At 68.9% G+C, this 17,625-nt stretch carries 23 protein-coding genes; 14 read left to right on the top strand and 9 right to left on the bottom strand.

All coding sequences use genetic code 11. The features are described from left to right. The first annotated feature begins 202 nt into the window (after positions 1 to 202). The 5 genes from ACWCV9_RS00785 to ACWCV9_RS00765 all read left to right on the top strand — a co-directional run bounded on the left by ACWCV9_RS00785 (position 203) and on the right by ACWCV9_RS00765 (position 3,773). A complete protein-coding gene (locus ACWCV9_RS00785; protein ID WP_450783433.1) occupies positions 203 to 901 on the top strand; it encodes a restriction endonuclease in 699 nt (232 codons plus the stop codon). A 296-nt stretch (positions 902 to 1,197) separates the two neighbouring features. Next, a complete protein-coding gene (locus tag ACWCV9_RS00780; protein ID WP_450783432.1) occupies positions 1,198 to 2,460 on the top strand; it encodes a phosphatase PAP2 family protein in 1,263 nt (420 codons plus the stop codon). A gap of 81 nt (positions 2,461 to 2,541) precedes the next feature. Further along, positions 2,542 to 2,835: an aromatic prenyltransferase gene (locus ACWCV9_RS00775; RefSeq protein WP_450784214.1), complete on the top strand. Its 294-nt coding sequence runs from the start codon at positions 2,542 to 2,544 to the stop codon at positions 2,833 to 2,835. Further along, a complete protein-coding gene (locus tag ACWCV9_RS00770; RefSeq protein ID WP_450783430.1) occupies positions 2,832 to 3,233 on the top strand; it encodes an aromatic prenyltransferase in 402 nt (133 codons plus the stop codon). The genes ACWCV9_RS00775 and ACWCV9_RS00770 overlap by 4 nt, the downstream gene beginning before the upstream one ends. Positions 3,234 to 3,311: 78 nt before the next feature. Beyond that, a complete protein-coding gene (locus ACWCV9_RS00765) occupies positions 3,312 to 3,773 on the top strand; it encodes a hypothetical protein (protein ID WP_450783428.1) in 462 nt (153 codons plus the stop codon). Here ACWCV9_RS00765 and ACWCV9_RS00760 read toward each other — a convergent pair. Beyond that, a complete protein-coding gene (locus ACWCV9_RS00760) occupies positions 3,764 to 4,924 on the bottom strand; it encodes an ARPP-2 domain-containing protein (protein WP_450783427.1) in 1,161 nt (386 codons plus the stop codon). The genes ACWCV9_RS00765 and ACWCV9_RS00760 overlap by 10 nt on opposite strands. Next, positions 4,921 to 6,360, bottom strand: a complete 1,440-nt coding sequence (locus ACWCV9_RS00755; protein ID WP_450783425.1) for a hypothetical protein — start codon at positions 6,358 to 6,360, stop codon at positions 4,921 to 4,923. Before ACWCV9_RS00755 ends, ACWCV9_RS00760 begins: the two co-directional genes overlap by 4 nt. A 295-nt stretch (positions 6,361 to 6,655) precedes the next feature. Here ACWCV9_RS00755 and ACWCV9_RS00750 point away from each other — a divergent pair, with 295 nt between their 5' ends. Together ACWCV9_RS00750 and ACWCV9_RS00745 are read left to right on the top strand one after the other, a co-directional pair. Next, a complete protein-coding gene (locus ACWCV9_RS00750) occupies positions 6,656 to 7,225 on the top strand; it encodes a GNAT family N-acetyltransferase (RefSeq protein ID WP_450783424.1) in 570 nt (189 codons plus the stop codon). Between the two features lie 304 nt (positions 7,226 to 7,529). Then, positions 7,530 to 8,048 (top strand): transposase family protein, encoded by a 519-nt coding sequence (locus ACWCV9_RS00745; protein WP_450783423.1) that lies wholly within the window; start codon positions 7,530 to 7,532, stop codon positions 8,046 to 8,048. Between the two features lie 154 nt (positions 8,049 to 8,202). Here the strand turns inward: ACWCV9_RS00745 and ACWCV9_RS00740 are convergent, their stop codons facing one another. After that, a complete protein-coding gene (locus ACWCV9_RS00740) occupies positions 8,203 to 9,024 on the bottom strand; it encodes a MerR family transcriptional regulator (protein WP_450783421.1) in 822 nt (273 codons plus the stop codon). Between the two features lie 112 nt (positions 9,025 to 9,136). Next, positions 9,137 to 9,724 carry a TetR/AcrR family transcriptional regulator gene (locus ACWCV9_RS00735; RefSeq protein WP_450783420.1) on the bottom strand — a complete coding sequence of 196 codons (588 nt, stop codon included), beginning with the start codon at positions 9,722 to 9,724 and terminating at the stop codon, positions 9,137 to 9,139. Between the two features lie 119 nt (positions 9,725 to 9,843). Between ACWCV9_RS00735 and ACWCV9_RS00730 the strand changes: the two genes are divergently transcribed. Together ACWCV9_RS00730 and ACWCV9_RS00725 are read left to right on the top strand one after the other, a co-directional pair. Further along, entirely contained in the window at positions 9,844 to 10,770 is a 927-nt protein-coding gene (locus ACWCV9_RS00730) for an NmrA/HSCARG family protein (protein WP_450783419.1), read from the top strand. Continuing rightward, positions 10,767 to 11,648 (top strand): TIGR03620 family F420-dependent LLM class oxidoreductase, encoded by an 882-nt coding sequence (locus ACWCV9_RS00725; protein WP_450783418.1) that lies wholly within the window; start codon positions 10,767 to 10,769, stop codon positions 11,646 to 11,648. Before ACWCV9_RS00730 ends, ACWCV9_RS00725 begins: the two co-directional genes overlap by 4 nt. A 37-nt stretch (positions 11,649 to 11,685) precedes the next feature. On the opposite strand, the gene ACWCV9_RS00720 is transcribed toward ACWCV9_RS00725, so the two are convergent. The 3 genes from ACWCV9_RS00720 to ACWCV9_RS00710 all read right to left on the bottom strand — a co-directional run bounded on the left by ACWCV9_RS00720 (position 11,686) and on the right by ACWCV9_RS00710 (position 14,007). Beyond that, on the bottom strand, positions 11,686 to 12,495 hold the full coding sequence (locus ACWCV9_RS00720) for a hypothetical protein (protein WP_450783417.1): 810 nt from the start codon (positions 12,493 to 12,495) through the stop codon (positions 11,686 to 11,688). A gap of 225 nt (positions 12,496 to 12,720) precedes the next feature. Next, positions 12,721 to 13,161, bottom strand: coding sequence for an N-acetyltransferase family protein (locus ACWCV9_RS00715; protein ID WP_450783416.1), 441 nt, complete (start codon positions 13,159 to 13,161; stop codon positions 12,721 to 12,723). A 240-nt stretch (positions 13,162 to 13,401) separates the two neighbouring features. Beyond that, on the bottom strand, positions 13,402 to 14,007 hold the full coding sequence (locus tag ACWCV9_RS00710; protein WP_450784213.1) for a hypothetical protein: 606 nt from the start codon (positions 14,005 to 14,007) through the stop codon (positions 13,402 to 13,404). Positions 14,008 to 14,133: 126 nt separating this feature from the next. On the opposite strand from ACWCV9_RS00710, the gene ACWCV9_RS00705 reads away from it, so the two are divergent. Both ACWCV9_RS00705 and ACWCV9_RS00700 read left to right on the top strand, forming a co-directional pair. Next, positions 14,134 to 14,343: a helix-turn-helix domain-containing protein gene (locus tag ACWCV9_RS00705; RefSeq protein ID WP_450783415.1), complete on the top strand. Its 210-nt coding sequence runs from the start codon at positions 14,134 to 14,136 to the stop codon at positions 14,341 to 14,343. Next, on the top strand, positions 14,343 to 14,927 hold the full coding sequence (locus ACWCV9_RS00700; RefSeq protein WP_450783413.1) for a Clp protease N-terminal domain-containing protein: 585 nt from the start codon (positions 14,343 to 14,345) through the stop codon (positions 14,925 to 14,927). The genes ACWCV9_RS00705 and ACWCV9_RS00700 overlap by 1 nt, the downstream gene beginning before the upstream one ends. Positions 14,928 to 15,042: 115 nt before the next feature. Here the strand turns inward: ACWCV9_RS00700 and ACWCV9_RS00695 are convergent, their stop codons facing one another. Both ACWCV9_RS00695 and ACWCV9_RS00690 read right to left on the bottom strand, forming a co-directional pair. Continuing rightward, positions 15,043 to 15,498, bottom strand: a complete 456-nt coding sequence (locus ACWCV9_RS00695; protein ID WP_450783412.1) for a hypothetical protein — start codon at positions 15,496 to 15,498, stop codon at positions 15,043 to 15,045. A gap of 109 nt (positions 15,499 to 15,607) precedes the next feature. Next, positions 15,608 to 15,766, bottom strand: a complete 159-nt coding sequence (locus ACWCV9_RS00690; RefSeq protein WP_450783411.1) for a hypothetical protein — start codon at positions 15,764 to 15,766, stop codon at positions 15,608 to 15,610. Positions 15,767 to 15,829: 63 nt separating this feature from the next. Here ACWCV9_RS00690 and ACWCV9_RS00685 point away from each other — a divergent pair, with 63 nt between their 5' ends. The 3 genes from ACWCV9_RS00685 to ACWCV9_RS00675 all read left to right on the top strand — a co-directional run bounded on the left by ACWCV9_RS00685 (position 15,830) and on the right by ACWCV9_RS00675 (position 17,616). After that, positions 15,830 to 16,003: a hypothetical protein gene (locus tag ACWCV9_RS00685; protein ID WP_450783410.1), complete on the top strand. Its 174-nt coding sequence runs from the start codon at positions 15,830 to 15,832 to the stop codon at positions 16,001 to 16,003. Between the two features lie 342 nt (positions 16,004 to 16,345). Beyond that, positions 16,346 to 16,780, top strand: coding sequence for an ASCH domain-containing protein (locus tag ACWCV9_RS00680; protein WP_450783409.1), 435 nt, complete (start codon positions 16,346 to 16,348; stop codon positions 16,778 to 16,780). Positions 16,781 to 16,872: 92 nt separating this feature from the next. Further along, on the top strand, positions 16,873 to 17,616 hold the full coding sequence (locus ACWCV9_RS00675) for a class I SAM-dependent methyltransferase (RefSeq protein ID WP_450783408.1): 744 nt from the start codon (positions 16,873 to 16,875) through the stop codon (positions 17,614 to 17,616). Positions 17,617 to 17,625 lie beyond the last annotated feature (9 nt).

Below are 17,625 nucleotides of genomic sequence, written 5' to 3'. Positions count from 1 at the left end.
GACGCTAACAGCCACCGCAGCCCCCGCCGTCGCCCGTGCCCCGCCGCACGGTATTCGGCCAGCTCCGAACACTTCATGCCATTCGCCTGCATTTCACCTCCGGCTGCGTGGGGCTCCGGCCAGACAAGAACCCCCTCCTGGGCCGGCTCACGACCGGCATCAGTCCAGGCGGGACGAGGAAACCCGGCACGAAGGAGCAGCGATGACCAGGCGTCCGCCGGCCCGGCGGCGTACCCGGAGGCCGAGCAAACGACGACAGCGGAAGAACGACCAGCTGACCGGCCTCCTCCTGGCCGCCGCGCTGGCCATCGGTCTGACGGTGACGGTGATCACCTGGCTGCTCGCCCACCGGTGGCTCCTGCTCCTCGCCGGCACGCTCGCCGCACTGGCCGGCGCCGGGCACCTCTACCGCAAGCAGCAGAACGCCCGCTGGGAAGCCGTCCGCGCGCAGGGCCTGCGGTACGCGCTGTCCCAGCTGGACGCCCTGCACCACACCCGGTTCGAGGACGCGGTCCGGGACCTCATGCGCCGTGACGGCTGCCAGGATGCCGTCAGGGTCGGCGGCCGCGGGGACCTGGGCGCGGACGTGAAGGCCACCGACCCCTACGGGCGGCGCTGGGTGATCCAGTGCAAGCACCGCCGCAACGGCCTGTCCGGCTCCCCGGTGGGGACACCGGACCTCCAGGTCCTCAACGGCACGGCCCGACAGGTCCACGGCGCCGATGTCGCCGTGATCGTGACGAACGGCCGGGTGACCGCACCGGCCGTGGCCTTCGCCGACCAGCAGCGCCTCCATCTGGTCGACCGCCACACCCTCGGAGCGTGGGCGTCCGGCTCGCGCCCCTTGTGGGAGCACCTGCGCGCCGTCCCGCCCCCGCGCCGGCCGACCGCCCTCTCCTGAGCAGGCCCTCCGGCCGGAAGCCGGAGTCGGAGCCCGCACGGGTTGTGCCGGTATCCGCCTGTCTCTGCCGACGGCGCCGGGGCTAGCATGATCGGGCTCATGGCGGGCGTCCTTGCCGTCGGTCTTCCACCGGGAAACCGGTCGGCCCGGTATCGGCAGGGATAACTCGTCCAGTGTCTGACGTATCGGCCGGGTCATTGATTTCTAGGGTGTTGTGAGTGTCTTCGCGAATAGGCCGCGGGGCTGAGGCCGAGGGTTGGCGTCGGCCGCAGGCGGTGTTGTGGGCTGCGGCGGGCGTGCTGGTCCTCGGATTCCTCGTGGTGCTGGAGGTCGCCGCGGATCGATATGGAATCCCCGGGCCGCTCTCGAACCAGGCTCGGGAGGTGATATTTCCCCCTAAATCCGGCTTTCTGTTGTACGCGAGTCTGGCCCTGACCATGGTCGTGCTCACCTGGCGGCAACGGCTCGTATCGCTGGGCGCGGCGGTCGGCATCGATGTGCTGTTCGCGCTGGTACGGCTGGCGCTGGGCATCAAGGTGACCGACGGTCATCCGTTCGGCAACGGCGCACTGTGGGTGGTGCTGGCCTGGGCGGTGATCGGGATCACCCGCCGCTCCGGCCCGGAACGCGTCCTGCTCCTGAAAGGCGTCGGACTGGGCCTGCTGCTGGTGGCCGGCCGCAAGACCGGCGACACCTGGCTGCTGATCACCTCGAAGACCCGCCCGGAAGTCCTGGATCCCTATGTGGCGATGGCCGACCACGCGCTCGGCAACCCCTCATGGGTGATGGGCCGGATCGTGGCGGCGACCGGCCCGATCGGCACCCATCTCCTGGACTACGTCTACATCCAGCTCGCGGTGGCCGCGGTCGCGGTAGCGGCCTACCAACTGCGCGATGTGGCCGTCGAGCGCCGCTTCCCACGCCACCATCTGGTCCGTACGTTCCTCGCCATCGGCCTGATCGGACCGGCTGTCTACATGGTCTTCCCGGTGGTGGGTCCGGTGTTCGCGTACGGTCCGAGCGGCGGGCACTGGGCAGCGGCGGACGTGTGGCCGAATGTGCCGCAGCCGGTCGGGGCCCCGCACGCCATCCTTTTCGACGGGATCACACCGCGCAACTGCATGCCCAGCCTGCACACGGCATGGGCCACCACCATCTTCATCCACTCCCGGAAAGGCCCGCGATTCCTCCGGTACGCGGGCACCTTCTGGCTGGTCGCCACCCTCGCCGCGACGCTCGGTTTCGGTTACCACTACGGCGCGGACCTGCTGGCCGGCGCGGTGTTCGCCCTCACGGTCGAGACAGCGCTGCGGTCGTCCGCGCAAGGGTGGGACCGGTCGGGAATCCAGCTGGTCGTCCACGGCACGCTGGTCTTCGCCGTGCTCCTGCTGTCGTACCGCTACCTGCCCCTCCACATGGCCCAGCACCCCTGGTTGTTCGGCCCCCTGCTGCTCCTCGCCACGGCCTCGGTCGTCTACGCCTATGTGCGCACCACCGGCCACTGGGAGACGAAGGTCCTCCCGGTACCCCGCCCCGAACCGCAGCCCGAACCCGTCTGAAGCCATGGCCTTCTCCGCACTTCACGTCCGCCCGGCACCTGATGAAGGAGATGCAGCATGTCCTAGACCGTCCCCTTACCCCTGGAGCCCGGCCTGATCAAACTCCGGGACGACTTACGCCGCTGCGCCCGGGCAGTGGACGTCCCGTTCAACACCGCCGCGGTGGACCGATGGATGAGCGTCGTGGGCGACCTGTGTGAGGGCGCATGGCTCGGTATGCGCACCACGACCCAGCCGGCGGAGAAGCGGGACGTCAACCTCCGGGTGTGCTACCGCCGGCCCGTCCATCCGGTGCCCCGGCTGCGCGAAGCCGGACTGCTGCGCTTCGACGGCCATCCCATGGAGAGCCTGCTCGACAAACTCGTGGACCGGTGAGCTTCGGGCACCGCGCCCTCAACATCTATTCGCCGGTCTTTCCTCCCGGAACGCTGACTTCCGCAACCGTCGAGGACGTCATCTCGGGCCTCGGTTTCACCCTGCCGGACGAGGAAGAACGGGAGCGGAACACCCGGGCGTTCCACGTGTACCAGCCGTTCAGCTGGAACGAGTCGGGCGTGCGCCGCCTGTGCTTCCCGGTGCGCTATACCGCCGACGAGTTCCCGATGCATTGCCATCCGGTCCTCCGGCAGTTCGTCGAAAACGCGCCATTCGCAGCCGACGCGACCGGCGAGCGGGAGTTCGTCCACTACACCACCTACGGCCCCAACGGCGGCTACCGCAAGGTCCAGTCCGACTACACCGCCAATCACCGGGACACGTTCATCCTCCAATGACCGGCGGCGTGGCGAGGTTTCTCGGCTGTTCGGGCTCCCCGTGAAGGCCGACGGCAGGGCGCGTGAAAACCTGGCGCGATGGATACGTTCACGGCCCGGCTGGAGGGCGCATGGGAGTGGTGGTCCGCCGCCATCGAGGAGGCACAGGAGGGCAGCTGGGTCCGTGATGCCGTGGAACGGCAGGTGATGGCGGACATCAGGGCTGCCACCAACGCCCTGCACGGCGGCAGGCCGGCGCCGTTCACCGCGGACTCGTGGCACGTGCGCATCGGGCGGATCTCCAACTGGGCCGGGGTGCTCCGGCTGGCCGCCCGGGCGGGCGGATGGGAACTCCAGCCCGTCGTCGGGCGCAGCCCGGCACAGCCCGCCGGAATGGCCGAACTGCTCTCCGGAATCTACGCGATCGGCGAGCAGGGCGAGATATGGATGAGTCAGCTCCTGAAAGGCCGGTTCCCGGCGGAGAACGAGATCGCCTTGGCCGAGGGATTCCTGACCGGGCCGGGTTCCGTGGAGGCCCTCGAGCTGTTCTTCTACGACTGATGGGCCCGGGTTCGTCTTTGCTGCTTGCGGTATCCGTCCAGGACGTCCTGGCGCAGCAGGAAACCGAACCCGGCGGACTCCAGTCGCAGGCCCAGCTGCGCCTCACCGATACCGAGATCGGCTGCGGTGTCGGCCAGGTGCCAGTCGTGGGCGGCAAGCCTGCTCAGAAGGTGACCGCGACGAACCTGGTTCTCGGACAGGCGAAAGGTCTTGAGGTAGGCGATCCGGCCGCTGTCGTCGGTGATGGCCTCACCGATGTGGTTCTCCTGCTTGGGGCGGAAGGCGGGCAGGAAGCGGGAGAGGGTGAAGCGCCCCATCCGGTAGACCGACTGCCAGGTGTAGGTGTGTTCCAGCAGGCCGGTCGCCATGGTGGTGTCGTGGAAACGCGTCCAGGCATGTTCCTGCTCGGCAACCGCCGTGCGCAGGTCGGTCAGGGAGCGGATCTGCTGGTCGGGTATGCGGGCCCGGAAGTCCGGCACCGGAGGCATCAGCGTGGCGTAGTGGTGGATCAGTTCGCCGTACAGGTCCTTCAGGAGCGTCGGGTGAAGGGCACGGTAGTCGTCGGGATGCGGAACCACGAACACGGCAGCGAGCGCGTCGGCGACGTAGACCATCACGCCACACTGGCCGGGGTGGATCTCGAAGATGCGCAGTGCGTCGGCGAGCCCCCGTACCTCGGCGCCCGTATAGGCCTCCTCGACGCGGGGAGAGAGTCCTTGGCGGACCGCACGCTGCGACCACTCCTCCCAGGCGATGGTGGGTCCGCCGAAGTGCAGCGCCAGGTAGCCTTCCAGCGCTAGGTGCATGGGCAGGAACCGCAGCCGGTCCTTGGCCTGACGGCGGGCCATTCTGCGGTGGAAGCGCAGACCCATCGTGGCCGGGGGAGCCGTGTTCTCGTCGGCGGAGAGCTGTGTGCCGTAGGCGGCCGCCGGCGTGCCGTCATCGGTCCACGTGGCGACGAAACCGTGCGGGACATAGGAGACGTAGGCACGGCGCGGGCCGACCTCGACCAGCCCGACGGCATCGTCGTAGAGCTGCGAGTGCAGACGCAGGTCGTCCATAGGTTCGTCACGCACGAGCGGCACCAGTCTGACGGCGTTCCAGACCTGGGAGGGGCGGGTGGCCAGGCCGGTCAGGTCCAGTGTCGTCATCGCGCCCGCTCCCGCTCATGCTCGCTGATCATCCGGTTCACCCGGGTGTCCATGTAGGTTTTCAGTTCGGCCAGGCCAGTGCGGCCTTCCGCGAACTGGGCGAGTTCGACCAACGCGGGAAGATCCTCGGCGTCACGGATACCCGCGGTGGGCACCGTCGCGGACAGCCGGCGCACATCGAAGTCGGCCGCGTCGTACACCGGGTTGAGATGGACGATGCTGGTGCGGCGCTCGGGGTCCAGCCGGGTCCGCCAGATGCGCAGCACCTCGGCGGCCAGGCCGGGAGGCGCGTTGTCCCATCCGTCGGAGACGATCACCAGCCTCGACGGGGCGGTGTCCAGCGCGTCGAGAATCCGCAGGCCGACCGGTGTCGGCCCGTGCGGACGGGTCAGCAGCGCGTCGGTCCGCCCGGACGTCCACAGCCCGGTGTAGTCGCCGGCCAGGGCCCCGAGCAGATAGTGGCAGGCCAGGGCCACGGCCAGTGGCCGACGCCGTTTGTGAGCCGACCCGTAGGAGGAAAAGCTGTCATCCAGTACGGCGGTGACCTTGCCCCACCTCCCGCGGTGAACGCTGGCCACCCGGTCGGCGGCCGATTCCAGGGCGTGGGTCAACTCGGCACGCCGACGCCGACGGTCCTCGACCGGCAGCGACAGCACATAGGTCACCAGTCGCGTCAGCGGCATCCCCGCCAGGTCCGCCTGCACGCCGGTGGCCCCACGTTTGTGCGCGGACTCCTGGAGCCGCAAGGTCTCCAGCCGGGTCATCCGCGGAGCTATTCGTTCCAGGAAGACATCGCGGGCAATGCCGTACTTGGCGGCGAAGCCCTCGGCGACCGTATAGGGCAGTTCGTACAGGGCGGCCTGCTCATAGTGCGCACGGCGCCATGTCTCCAAGAGGGGTGTCGCATAGTGCGGGCGGGTCAGTGGCGCGAACAGGAACGTCCCCAGCTCTTCGGTGGCGGGGGCCAGGTGTGCATGGCGAAGGGCTCGCTTGAGGCCACTGCGGTACTTCACGGCGTCGAATGCCAGATCGGGGCGGGCGGACAGCCAGTCACGCATGATCGCGCGGCAGCGACGGTTGTTCACCCTGGCCCGGCGCAGGTCGTCGAACAGTCCGTAGACGCGTTGGGGCGGCAGTGTCGCAAGACGGGACGCGATCAGACGGCCCTCGTTGCGGCGCTGCTCGGCAGTGGCCTCGCCGCCGGTCTCCAGCAGCCGTCGGATGATCAGGACTGCGTTGTGGTCGTTGATGTCGAGCGCGAGGACCCCGGCGTACAGGTCGCGGTAGTTCCCCAGCATGTACGCATGGAGAAAGTCCAGGGACAGCTGCTGCTCGCCCGCGTCGCTGTGGAACTCACGCTGTCCGGTGGAGGTGATCGCCGCGTTGACGAAGAGCAGCACATCGTCGGCTGCCAGGAGGTCCCCGTACGAATCCATCCAGATCTTTCCCCCAGGAGTGCTGACGCCGGCCGGGGAATGGGGGCACGAACTGCGAATCATTGCTTTATAGGCAGGTTCCGGAAGTCGCACCGGAGTCCCGCGGCCGGCCCCAGGACCGTAACAGAGCAGGCCACAGGGCCTCCAGTGACTTACGACGTGGGGAGCGATGGACGCGGGTCCTTGGCCGTGATGTGCAGGCGGCAGTGCCATGCTGCTACTCCTCCAGCCCCGGTGACAGGCGCAGCCCGAAAAAGCCTTGGACCGTCAGACCCGTCTCGGCCATGATCCTCACGTGACCACCTACCTCGAGTCGGAGCGCCTGACCCTGCGCCCCTTCGCCGCCGCCGACGCGGACCTGCTGATCGAGCTGGACAGCGACCCGGCGGTGATGCGCTACCTGACCGGCGGTGCTCCGACCCCGCCGGAGGAGGTCCGCGACCTCGCCATCCCCAGCATCCTCGCCGGCTACGAGCGCTGGGATCACGACCTCGGCCTGTTCGCGGCGTACGAGAAGGACGGCGGCGCGTTCGTCGGCTGGTTCTGCCTGCGTCCGCTGCGCAGCGGCCCGCGCGAGGAGGCCGAACTCGGCTACCGCCTGCGCCAGGCGGCCTGGGGCCGGGGCTACGCCACCGAGGTCTCGCAGGCGCTGCTGACGAAGGGGTTCGCCGAGCTCGGCATCCGCATGGTCTGGGCCGAGACGATGACCGTGAACCGCCCTTCGCGCAAGGTCATGGAGAAGCTCGGGATGACACTCGCGGAGAGCATCCCCACGCCGGACGACATGATGGCGGTCGAGGGTTCCGAGCACGGGGGTGTGCGGTACGAGATCACGAAGGAGCAGTGGGAGCGGCGGCAGGCGTAGGCGGCGCGAGGCGCGGCGCCCGTGGATGTGAAGTCATCAGCCCGCACGGCCTTGTCTCATCCTGCCCCATCGGGCGTATCCCGACAGCATCTCGCCGAACTCGTCGCTGAGTTCGCCCGGCATGGGAGGCGCAGCAGGAGTCTGCGCTGCGGGAGCGGCGCGGCGGCGATCGCGCCGCGAGGCTGGTGCTGGCCCGAAGCATCGTCTGGTGTTCGTCGACCGGGTGCCGGCCACGCTGGCGCACCTGCGACACGATCTTCCGCACTCGGCCCTGGCTGTGCTGTGAGGAGTTGACCGCTCCACGGTGTCCGCCGCGATCCGGCAGGTTCGGCCGCTGCTGGCGGCGCGCGGGTTCGCCCTGCCCGACCAGCCCGGCATCCGGCTGCGCACCATCGAGGACGTGTTCGCCTACGCCGAGGCCGAGGACGTCGAGCTGCGCATCGACGGCACCGACGTGCAGGTGAGACGCCCGAAGGCCGGACGTCCATGCCGCAAGGCGTTCGTGTCCGGCAAGCGCAAGCAGAACACCGTCAAGGCCACTACGCTCAGCGACGGCCAGGGGCGCACCCTCTTCTGCGGGGTCGTGGGGCCAGGACGGATGCACGACCAGACCGCGGTGTGCACCGAGGGCATCGCCGAGCAGCTGCGCTGCCGCCCCGGCGTCAAGGTGCATGTCGACGAGGGCGATCGAGGCCTGGCCAACCAGTTCCCACAACAGGTCACCGCCCCACCCCGCAAGCCGAAGAGGGACGCGACCCTCGGCGAACAGCACGCCTGGCGGCACGAACGCCGAGCACAGTCCGCCGACCGGACGTCCTGCTGATCAGTCCCAGGCGGATTGCTCAGCCGGGCCGGCCCAGATTCTTATCGCTCCCCAAGCCGTTAGAGGCTGGCGCAGTATCGAGGTCGGGCAGCGGGGGACCGTAGCGGTCTTCCGCTGCCCCAACGTGGCCAAGTGAGGTTGGGGGCGCGATGGGTCAGGCCCGGGTCACCGGAGCCTGGAGTTCCGTCACCCAGTCGTCACGGTCTTCCGGGCACTCCAGGTTGATCTCGCGCGGGTATCCGGTCGACTGGTAGCCGTTGGCGTCGATCCAGCGGGCCAGGGCCTGGGCGGTCGGGAGTACGGCGTCCATCGAACCGCGGTGCACGATGGTGGCTGCCTGGTCGAGGGACGGCAGGTCGAGGATCCGGAAGGTGCCGTCCTGGAGAGGGGCGGAGACCTGGACGGCGGCGTGGACGCTGATCCTGCCTCCGCCCTCCGGGGCGTCCTCGTAGTAGGCGATGCCGGGGCCGGTGGGGGCGATACCCGCTGAGTCCAGGCACCGGAACAGCTCGTCGTAGAGCGGCCCGATGACCGGGCCGATGTCTTCTGGCTCGAAACTCGCGGCGGTTGCGGTCAGCTCCGCCACTCGGACGGAAGGGACGCTCTTGATGACGACGTCGTTCGTGGGCATGTGCCCCTCACTCTCGATCGCTCGGAGCCTCGCCTCGACCCGGACCAGCCGTGCTTCCGCGGCAGCCATCGCGGTCTCCAGTTCGGCCCGCCGCAGCCGCAGCATGCCGCGCAGTTCCTCGAGGGTGACCTTCTCGTCCACGATGTCGTGGACCTGCTGGAGGGTGAATCCGAGGTCCTTGAGCGCGATGATCCTGTTGAGGCGGGTGAGCTGGGCAGCGGTGTAGTAGCGATAGCCGCTGAAGGGGTCGACGTGAGCCGGGCGCAGCAGTCCGGTCGCGTCGTAGTGACGCAGCATCCGGACCGAGACGCGGCCATGCCGGGCGAAGTCTCCGATGGTGAACATGATGTCTCCGAGCTGACCGCCTGACACGGTGTGAGGGTCAACGCACTGAGTATGAAGGCGCTCTCCGCAGGAGAAACGGCTCGATCCGCGCCCACAGCCGCGGGAGGGAGCTTCAGCGTGCGCGTACTCCGTCGAGGGCCAGGGTGAGGAGCCGGTCGGCCTCGCCTGGGCCGTCGGGATCATCCTCGGTGGCCAAAGCGATGGCGCCGACGAGTTTGAGCAACTGGGCGATGGTGACGTCGGGGCGCACGGCGTTCATGCGGCGGGCGCGGTCGAGCAGTTCGCCGCCGGCGCTGGTGATCATGGCGTGGCAGGTGCTTCCCAGCGTGGGGTCGCCGTCGCGGGCACCGTGCATGAGGGATGCTCCCAGACCCCGGTTGGCTACGGCGTGTGCACTGACGGCGCGGAGCCAGGTGACGAGTGCGGCTCCCGGGTCGGGCGCGGGCAGCAGGTCGTGGGCCTTGGCGCAGAGGGTCTCGACCCGGCCGTTGAAGACGGCTTCGAGGAGCAGCTGCCGGGAGGGAAAGTGACGGTGGAGTGTGGCTGAGCCGACGCCGGCGTGCCGGGCGATCTCCTCCAGCGAGGCGTCGGCGCCGTGCTCGGCGACCACGGTCTCGGCGGCGGCGACGATCCGCTCGTAGTTGCGGCGCGCGTCGGCACGCATCGGCCTCGGAGCGGGGCCGGCTGCACTGTGGGGCACAGAAACTCCTGACGGCTTGCTAACTGGGGTGGCCCTCCATATCGTAGCGACCGATAACCGGAGGGCCACCCCACTTATCGGGACGTGGCCCCTCGTCGGCATGCGATACGGAGAGATCCGTGGAACCGACAGGAAAGACCGTCGTCGTGGTGGGGGCGACCGGCCTTCAGGGCAGGGCCGTGACACATCACCTGCTCCTGGACGGCTGGCAGGTACGCGCGCTGACGCGGGACCCGTACGGGGCTCGGGCCACCGCGCTGGCGCAAGCGGGAGCGGAGGTGGTGCGGGCGCAGATGGAGGACGTCGACTCCCTGGCCGTCGCGGCCGAGGGCGCCTGGGGCCTGTTCAGCGTCCAGCCCACCGTCGGCTCACCAGGCACCGCGCCGGACTTCACCGCCGAGGACGAGGTGCGCTGGGGGGCGAACGTCGCCGAGGCCGCGCACGCAGCGGGCATCGGGCACTTCGTCTTCACGTCGGTCGCCGAAGCGGACCGGCACCTTGAGGAGAAGCTTCCGGTGAACCTGGTCAGCAAGTGGCGGATCGAGCAGCACATCGCCGCGCTCGGTCTGCCCGCGACGATCGTCAGGCCGGTGTCCTTCATGGAGAACTTCACCGGCGGATATGCGCTGCGGAACGGAAGCCTCTCCACCGGGCTCGCGCCGGAGGTTCCGCAGCAGTTCATGGCCGTCGACGATGTCGGCGCCGTCGCCGCGCTGGTGTTCGCCCGGCCGAAGGAGTGGATCGGCCGCAACGTCTCCCTGGCCGGGGACGAACTGACGCCGGTTCAGATCGCTGCCGCCATCGGGAAGGCGCTCGGCATATCGCTGCCCTATGTTCAGGTACCGATCGACGCGATCCGGGTCCTGAGCGAAGACTTCGCCTACGCCAACGAGTGGCTCAACACACTCGGCTACCGCGCCGACATTCCCGCCACCCGGAAGATCCACCCCGCCACGATGGACTTCGGCACCTGGCTGGAGCGCACCGGCGCGTCCCGGATCGCCGCGTTCCTGGACTCCACGCGCACCGCAGGGCAGGACGCGTGAGCGCCCGTCCCCACGGCCTCGGCCGCATCGGGATCTGGGCAGGGGACTTCGACCACCTTCCCGCATCCCAGCTCTGTAAGGCTGCCGCCACGATCGAAGACCTCGGCTACGGCACCCTGTGGTTCCCCGAGACCACGGGACGGGAGGCGATGGCACAGGCCGCGATCCTCCTGTCTGCCACCCGGCACATGATCGTGGCCGCCGGCATGACCGACATCTACGCCCGCGACCCGGTCACGGCCGCCGCCGCGCAGCGCACCCTGGACGAGGCATTCCCCGGACGGTTCCTGCTCGGCCTGTGGGACAGCCACCCCAGCCTCGCCGAGGACATCCGCGGCCACCGCTTCGGGCCGCCCCTGGCCACCATGCGCTCCTACCTCGACGCGCTGGACACCGCCCCGTTCGGGCCACCCGGCGCGACCGCATCACCCCACCGCGTACTCGCGGCCCTGCGTTCCGACATGCTCGCCCTTGCCGCCGAACGAACCCGGGGCGCAACGGTGCTGGGCATGCCCGTCGACTACACGCGCACCTCCAGAACCGTCCTGGGAGACGATGCCCTGTTGGCCGTCACCCTTTTGTGCGTGCTCGGCAACGACCATGCAGACACCTCAGAACTGGCCCGCACCACGGCCGCGGCCGCCCTGCCGAACCGCGGCGGACTGCTCCGGGGACTTGGATACGAGGACCCGGACGCGCTCGACGACCGGCTGGTCGACGCACTGGTGGCCCACGGCAGTGCCGAGGACATCGCCCACCGCGTCCAACAGCACTTCGACGCCGGAGCCGACCACGTCAGCCTCCACCTCCTGACCCCGACACCGGGCACCGCCCCCATCCGTCAGTGGGAACACATGGCCACCCACCTGCTGCACTGACCGGATCCGCCCCACCGCGGCACCACTCATCTGTGTGTCAGTGCGGAACCGCCGACTTAAGGATGTCCGCCGTCAAAACAACGAGTACTGAGCCGGAGTCAGGAGCGGTGATATAGGTGCTCCTCATATCCTGGGCGACAGCAACCCCAAACGACGAGTTTCCTACGATGACGGGGTGGCCGGCCTTTTTTGTCGCGACGTCAATGACGTACAACTCGGCTGCCTCGTCCAGAGTGTCGCTCAATAAAAAGGCATAGCGTCCGTCCGGAGTAAACGTCACATCCGTCGCCGCACAACCCACCACGATGGGCGGGTCGGAACTGACTGTGTCGGTCTCCGTTGCGATGATTTCGATGAGACACGATCCGTCTGTTGGCACGTAGGCGTGACGCCCATCCCTGGTGATCGCCACCGCTATCGGAGCGCCCTCCATCGACTCGGTGTGTCCGGTCAGCGTATTGCCGGCAGTGTCAATAATGGACAAGCTTTCACCCAAGCTGAGCGCAGCATAGGCACGCTCTCCGTTCGGAGTCAGGGCCACGCCTGCGGGAAATCCCGGCACGCTGATGCTGGTGACGACCTCGTGGGTGAGGAGGTCGAGCACGCCCACTCTGTCCGGGGTCAGGGATACGTAGGCGCGCCGGCCGTCTGGCGTGATCGCTATCCCCCAGGGATTGTGGTCCAACGGGATAACGGTTTCCACCGCACCGGCCACCGTGTCGACCACACTTATGGAGCGCGAATCGTGGTTGGCTACGTACAGGTGGCGTCCGTCAGGCGATACAGCCACGCCCTTCGGCCCCTGCCCCACAGGTATCGCGGCCAGGGCCGAATCGGACAGGACCATGACCACCACTCTGCCTCTCGTTGCTGTGCTCCGGCTGCTTTCCGCAGTGTGATCCATCTCGAAGGGTGGATCTCGGCGGAGCGTCTCGCAAGCGGTGCGGCTGGAGAGGGTGAAGGCCGTCAGCAGAGCCCGGTCATCGCATCGACGCCGGCCTTCGCCCTGCGGTCGTACCGGGAGGGCCGGCACCAGACCCTCGGACGGCTTCCACCAGCGGTCAGGCCTGTGTCAGGAGAGGCGCAAGTCGATCCAGGGGATGGTGTCGCCCGGCAACAGGTATCGCTCGGTCTCTACGAAACCGTGCTTCAGCGCGAAGCGCAGTCCATCCTCATTGGAAGAAAGGACGACCGTCTCGATCACCTCGGCGCCCAGCTTCCGGGCCCGGTCGAGCCCTCGCGCATAGAGTTCCTCGCCGATGCCCCGCCCACGGTGAGCAGGAAGCACGCGGGCGATCACGGTGGCCGTCAGGGTGTCACCTACCGGCGGGCGGACCGTGGTGCAGCCCACCAGCGCATCGTCCAGGTAGGCGACCTCGAGGTGGTTGCGCCCAGCGCGTTCCCGTGCCTCGTCGAGAGACAGCACGTGGGTAGGAATGATCACGTTGTGGACGTACAGCCAGTCTCTGAGCACGTCCTCGTCGATCGCCGGCTGGAAACGAAGGTCAGACATCGGAACAGCAAACCCGAGTGCACTCCAAAGATCAACACACGGCGGCTACGCGGCGGTCCGGTGGGCTGGGGTTCGAAGTCCCAGTACGGCCGGTTGCGGGTGTGGGCCGAGATGGTGCCTGGGTCGCCGACCAGGTTGCGCAGGGCGGAGGCGTTGACGGCGCAGCCCGGTGAGCTCACTGGTCGTCATGTGTTGACAATTGCTGTTGATCAGGATCGCCGAGAGCTTGGCGCGCTTGGACTACTTCGCCCAGCGTCCCATGGCCGGCGCGGTGCCGATCAGGCACTCGACGTCGGTGGGGAAGCCGGCGAGGGCGTACGCGGTCAGGCGCAAATGACCCTCAAGGCAGACCAGGTCGTCCTGCCTCTCGCCGACGAGGATGAGCGGGGGAAACCGCTCGCCTCTGATGAACGCGTGGGCCGCGTCGAAGAACGGCTCGTTGGGCACGTCGAACGCCCGTAGCCCTGCCCGGATGCGTGCGGCCGCGTCGGCCGGCCGGCGGCTGCCACCCGATAGTTCGACCCAGTAGGAGTAGTCGAGGTAGCGAACACTGGCCGCCTCGTCCGCGGACAGGAGTGCCCTGGTCCACGCGACGTGAGTGGGGAAGTTCTCGAACAGGTCGCGGTTCTCGCCGTAGCCGCGTGTCGCAGCGAGCAGGGCCCATCGTGCGAGGTTCGCGTCAGTGTCGGAGAGGTCCGGATGCGTCAGCAACTCCTCGGCCTGCCCGGCTGCCGCCAACCGGGACCGGAGATTCTGGCCGAACCTCCGGCTGGGCAGCTCGCCACTCAGGAAGCAGGCGACCATCTCCTCCTCACTGCTCACACTGAGTACCTGCACGACCGTCATCATAAGGATCGGGCTCGTTGGGTGCCCCAACCGAGGCGGGCCCCGGAGGAGACCGGGCCCGCCTTTCGCGCCCCCTGACCGTCAACCACGGTTGACGCAACGCCGATGTCAACCTAGATTGACATTATGAGTGAGGCAACCGAGCTCGCCGAGCGTGCCGGTGACCATGATCCGCGGGTCGGACTGCGGGCCGTGGCCGCGCTGCGCCGGCTGCTGGAGCAGCTGGAGGCGGTACAGGTGCGCAGTGCGCGAAACCAGGGCTGGTCGTGGCAGGAGATCGCCGCGGAGTTGAGTGTCAGCAGGCAGGCCGTGCACAAGAAGTACGGGAGGCGTTGATGTTCGAGCGGTTCACCAAGGATGCCCGGGCTGTGGTCGACGGCGCGATCGACTACGCGAGGGAGGGCCGGGCGGGCACCGTCGGCGCCGAGCACCTGCTGCTCGCGCTCCTCGACCGCGAGGGGAGCCGGGCGTCCTTCGCGCTGTCCGCACTGGGGTCGGCCGGGTGCCGGGACGGCGTTCGCCGGGCCCTGCGGGAGACGGAGCGGCGCGCCGGTCTCACCCGGGCCGAGGCCGACGCACTGGCGGGGCTGGGCATCGACGTGGGGGAGGTCGTGGCGCGGGTGGAGGAGGCGCACGGCGCCGGAGCGATGTCCGGGGGCGCCGACGGTCACCGGGCGGGCGGACGCCGCCGGTCCGGGCGGCGGCCGGGTTTCGGCCGGGACGCGAAGGGCGTGCTGAAGAGCGCCCTGCGGGTAGCGGTCGCCCGGCGTGAGCGGCACCTCGGGGACGAGCACCTGCTGCTGGCGCTCACCGCGCTGCCGGGCACGGCAGGGGAAGCGCTGGCGGACAGCGGGGTGACGTTCGAGGGAGTGACGAGGGTGTGCCCACCGGGGCACTCGGCCGGGCTGGCCGGGAGGTAGGGATCACCACGACGGACGCGTCGTTCTTGATGCGCAGGGTGTCAAGGCTCGTCCAGGGCTGCGGCGTTCGCCGCAGTCCGAAGGCCACGCCGCAGTTCGAAGGCCCCGGCAGGTGTCAGAACGCGCCGCCGTCGAAGTGGCCGCCGTCGTGGCCTCCGCTGTGGTGGCTGCCGCCCCCGTCGTGGTGCGTGCTGTGGTGTCCGCCCCCGTCGTGGTGCGCGGAGTGGTGCCCGTGGCTGCTTCCACCGCCGGAGTGATGAGTGTGATGGTGGGTCGGCTGCGACGCCCCGCCGATGTCCTGGTCGTGGATGTGGCCGGGGATTTGGTGGGCGGCGCTGGATCCCGTGGACGCCGCCGTTGCCGCACCGTTCTCGTTCAGCTTCCCCTTCCCATTCCCCTTCTCCTTCGGCGCCGGGCTGGGCGGGCGCGGGGCGGGGGGCGAGGACGGCTTCTGCCGGGCGACCGGGGCGGGAGACTTCGCAGGAGGCTTGTCCTGGAGCCATCCCTTGATCCCCTGCCAGGCCAAGCAACCCACGGAGACCCAGAAGATGAGGGCGAACAGGCCTGCCATCAGGTGCACCTCCGATGCGTAGGCCGCCACTGTGAGAGTACGTCACATCACTTTCGCCGGACCAGGGCCAGGACGTACCGCACTCATTGATCACGACTCGATGCGCGCCCTAGTCGGGCGCGGGAAGGCGTTCTGGCGCGGTGTTGCTCACCTGCTCAAAAACGACCGAGGTACGAAAGCCGGTGATTTCGCTGCGCTTGCTGAGCCGGTCGGTCAGGAAGGCGTGCAGGTGGTCGAGGTCCTGCCAGACAGATGCGCGGCGGTCCAACCGTGAACTCGCCCGGCAGCTCGGCATCGCCCCGCCGGCAGCGCCCTGTCCTTCGCGCTCGGCGTGACCAGCCCCGGACGCGAACGGGAGATCCTCCAGGGCGTGTTCTCCTGGGTCGCCGTCGGCCTCGACCGGCCCGGGGAACGCAAGGACCGGGTCTGGTTCGACCTACGAGCCGACCTGGACTGGGCCGAGACGCAACTCCGCGAACGGATCTACCGCGTCGGCCAGGACTGAGCTTCCGGCACCGCTTGAACCCGCCCAGAGTCTGCCGCACCCTCGGGGGAGACCGAGGCCGTCGAGAGGTTGGGGGTTCGTGTGTATCGCCGGCGTCAATGTTCCGGCTGGGTTGTGTACGGCCTGCCCTCCGTCGCCGACTCACCGGGCGGCTCGACCGACCTCTGGCCACCGGCGATCCCCAGGGCCCTGCTCGCAGCCCGGGCGGAACGGCTGACCGCCGCCGTGGCGGACCGTGCTCGAACTCGGCCATCGGGCACGGCGGTTGGATCCGAAGGCCGTAGCCGAACCGGTGGTCACGCCAGCGTGGGCGTCCGCCGCAGGCTCGGTAGTCTGCGGAGCATGGACATCCATGATCTTCCGGTGGCGGAGTTCGCCTTCCCCGGGCCATTGCGGGACCAGTTGGTCGCCGCGATCCTGTCCGGTGTCAAGACCACCACCTCGGCGCTGGTGCTGGGATACGAGCGAGAGAACGAGCCGTTGCCCACGGTCGGCCAGCGGCTGGCCGTGGTCGACTCCGAAGGGCTGCGGGTCGCGGTGATCGAAATGACCGAGGTCCGGGTGGTTCGACTCGCCGACATCGGACTCCAGCATGCTCTCGACGAGGGCGAAGGCGACACATCGGTGGCCGAGTGGCGGGCCGGGCACGAAGCGTTCTGGCACAGCGCGGATGTGCGAGAGGAACTGGGCGACCCCGAATTCACCGTCGACGACGACACCCAGGTGCTGGCCCAGCGCTTCCGGCTGGTGCACACGGTCCAGGGATCGTCCGGCTGATCACGGGCCGAGCCAGGGGCGGACCGAGGCGGGGGCCGTCAGGTGCCCTTATCGCGTTGACCGCCGTCGGCAGGCAGTGCTGGAGTCGGCACGTGAACAGCATCCCCGCCAACCGGCGGTTCTGGAACCAGATCAGCAGCGCCTACCAGCGCAAGCACGACCCGCACATCGGCGCCGCGCCCCGGCTGTGGGGCATGTACTCCATACCTGACGCGCACCTGCACGCCCTGGGCGACGTCACCGGCAAGCGCGTCCTCGAACTCGGCTGCGGCGCCGGCCAGTGGTCCAGGGCCCTCGCCGCCGAGGGCGCCACCATGGTCGGGCTCGACCTGTCCGACACGCAACTCGCCGCCGCGGCCCGCGCGATGGGATCGGCCCGCTACCCGCTGGTGCAAGGCGCAGCCGAACAACTCCCGTTCGCCGCTGACAGCTTCGACCTGGTGTTCTGCGACTTCGGTGGGCTCAGCTGGGCGCCCCCGCACCTGGCCGTCCCGCAGGCCGCACGCGTCTTGCGTCGCGGTGGGCGCCTGGTGTTCAACGTCGCCAGCCCATGGTTCGAAGTTTGCTACGACGAAGCCGCCAGCCGCGTGAGTACGACGCTACAGAAGGACTACTTCGGGCTGAACACCATCGCCGAAGAAGACGACGGCGCGACCAGCTATCAGCTCACCTACGGCGACTGGGTCAGGGTCCTGCGCGGGGCGGGTCTCGTCATCGACGACCTCATCGAGCCGCGGCCCGAACCCGGCATACCCAACGGCTACAACGAAACCGACCCACCTGACTGGGCACACCGCTGGCCGGCGGAACTGCTCTGGGTAACCCACAAACCGTAAGGTTCCGCC

The organism is Streptomyces sp. NPDC001606 (assembly GCF_053596835.1).
This window is presented reverse-complemented; position numbering and strand designations above follow the sequence as displayed.

Bases quoted from the DNA above. Each gene is read 5' to 3' on its own strand.
- ACWCV9_RS00785 (WP_450783433.1), top strand. From the start codon at position 203: ATGACCAGGCGTCCGCCGGCCCGGCGGCGTACCCGGAGGCCGAGCAAA.
- ACWCV9_RS00765 (WP_450783428.1), top strand. From the start codon at position 3,312: ATGGATACGTTCACGGCCCGGCTGGAGGGCGCATGGGAGTGGTGGTCC.
- ACWCV9_RS00760 (WP_450783427.1), bottom strand. From the start codon at position 4,924: ATGACGACACTGGACCTGACCGGCCTGGCCACCCGCCCCTCCCAGGTC.
- ACWCV9_RS00755 (WP_450783425.1), bottom strand. From the start codon at position 6,360: ATGGATTCGTACGGGGACCTCCTGGCAGCCGACGATGTGCTGCTCTTC.
- ACWCV9_RS00740 (WP_450783421.1), bottom strand. From the start codon at position 9,024: ATGTTCACCATCGGAGACTTCGCCCGGCATGGCCGCGTCTCGGTCCGG.
- ACWCV9_RS00720 (WP_450783417.1), bottom strand. From the start codon at position 12,495: ATGGTCCTGTCCGATTCGGCCCTGGCCGCGATACCTGTGGGGCAGGGG.
- ACWCV9_RS00715 (WP_450783416.1), bottom strand. From the start codon at position 13,161: ATGTCTGACCTTCGTTTCCAGCCGGCGATCGACGAGGACGTGCTCAGA.
- ACWCV9_RS00710 (WP_450784213.1), bottom strand. From the start codon at position 14,007: ATGACGGTCGTGCAGGTACTCAGTGTGAGCAGTGAGGAGGAGATGGTC.
- ACWCV9_RS00705 (WP_450783415.1), top strand. From the start codon at position 14,134: ATGAGTGAGGCAACCGAGCTCGCCGAGCGTGCCGGTGACCATGATCCG.
- ACWCV9_RS00700 (WP_450783413.1), top strand. From the start codon at position 14,343: ATGTTCGAGCGGTTCACCAAGGATGCCCGGGCTGTGGTCGACGGCGCG.
- ACWCV9_RS00695 (WP_450783412.1), bottom strand. From the start codon at position 15,498: ATGGCAGGCCTGTTCGCCCTCATCTTCTGGGTCTCCGTGGGTTGCTTG.
- ACWCV9_RS00680 (WP_450783409.1), top strand. From the start codon at position 16,346: ATGGACATCCATGATCTTCCGGTGGCGGAGTTCGCCTTCCCCGGGCCA.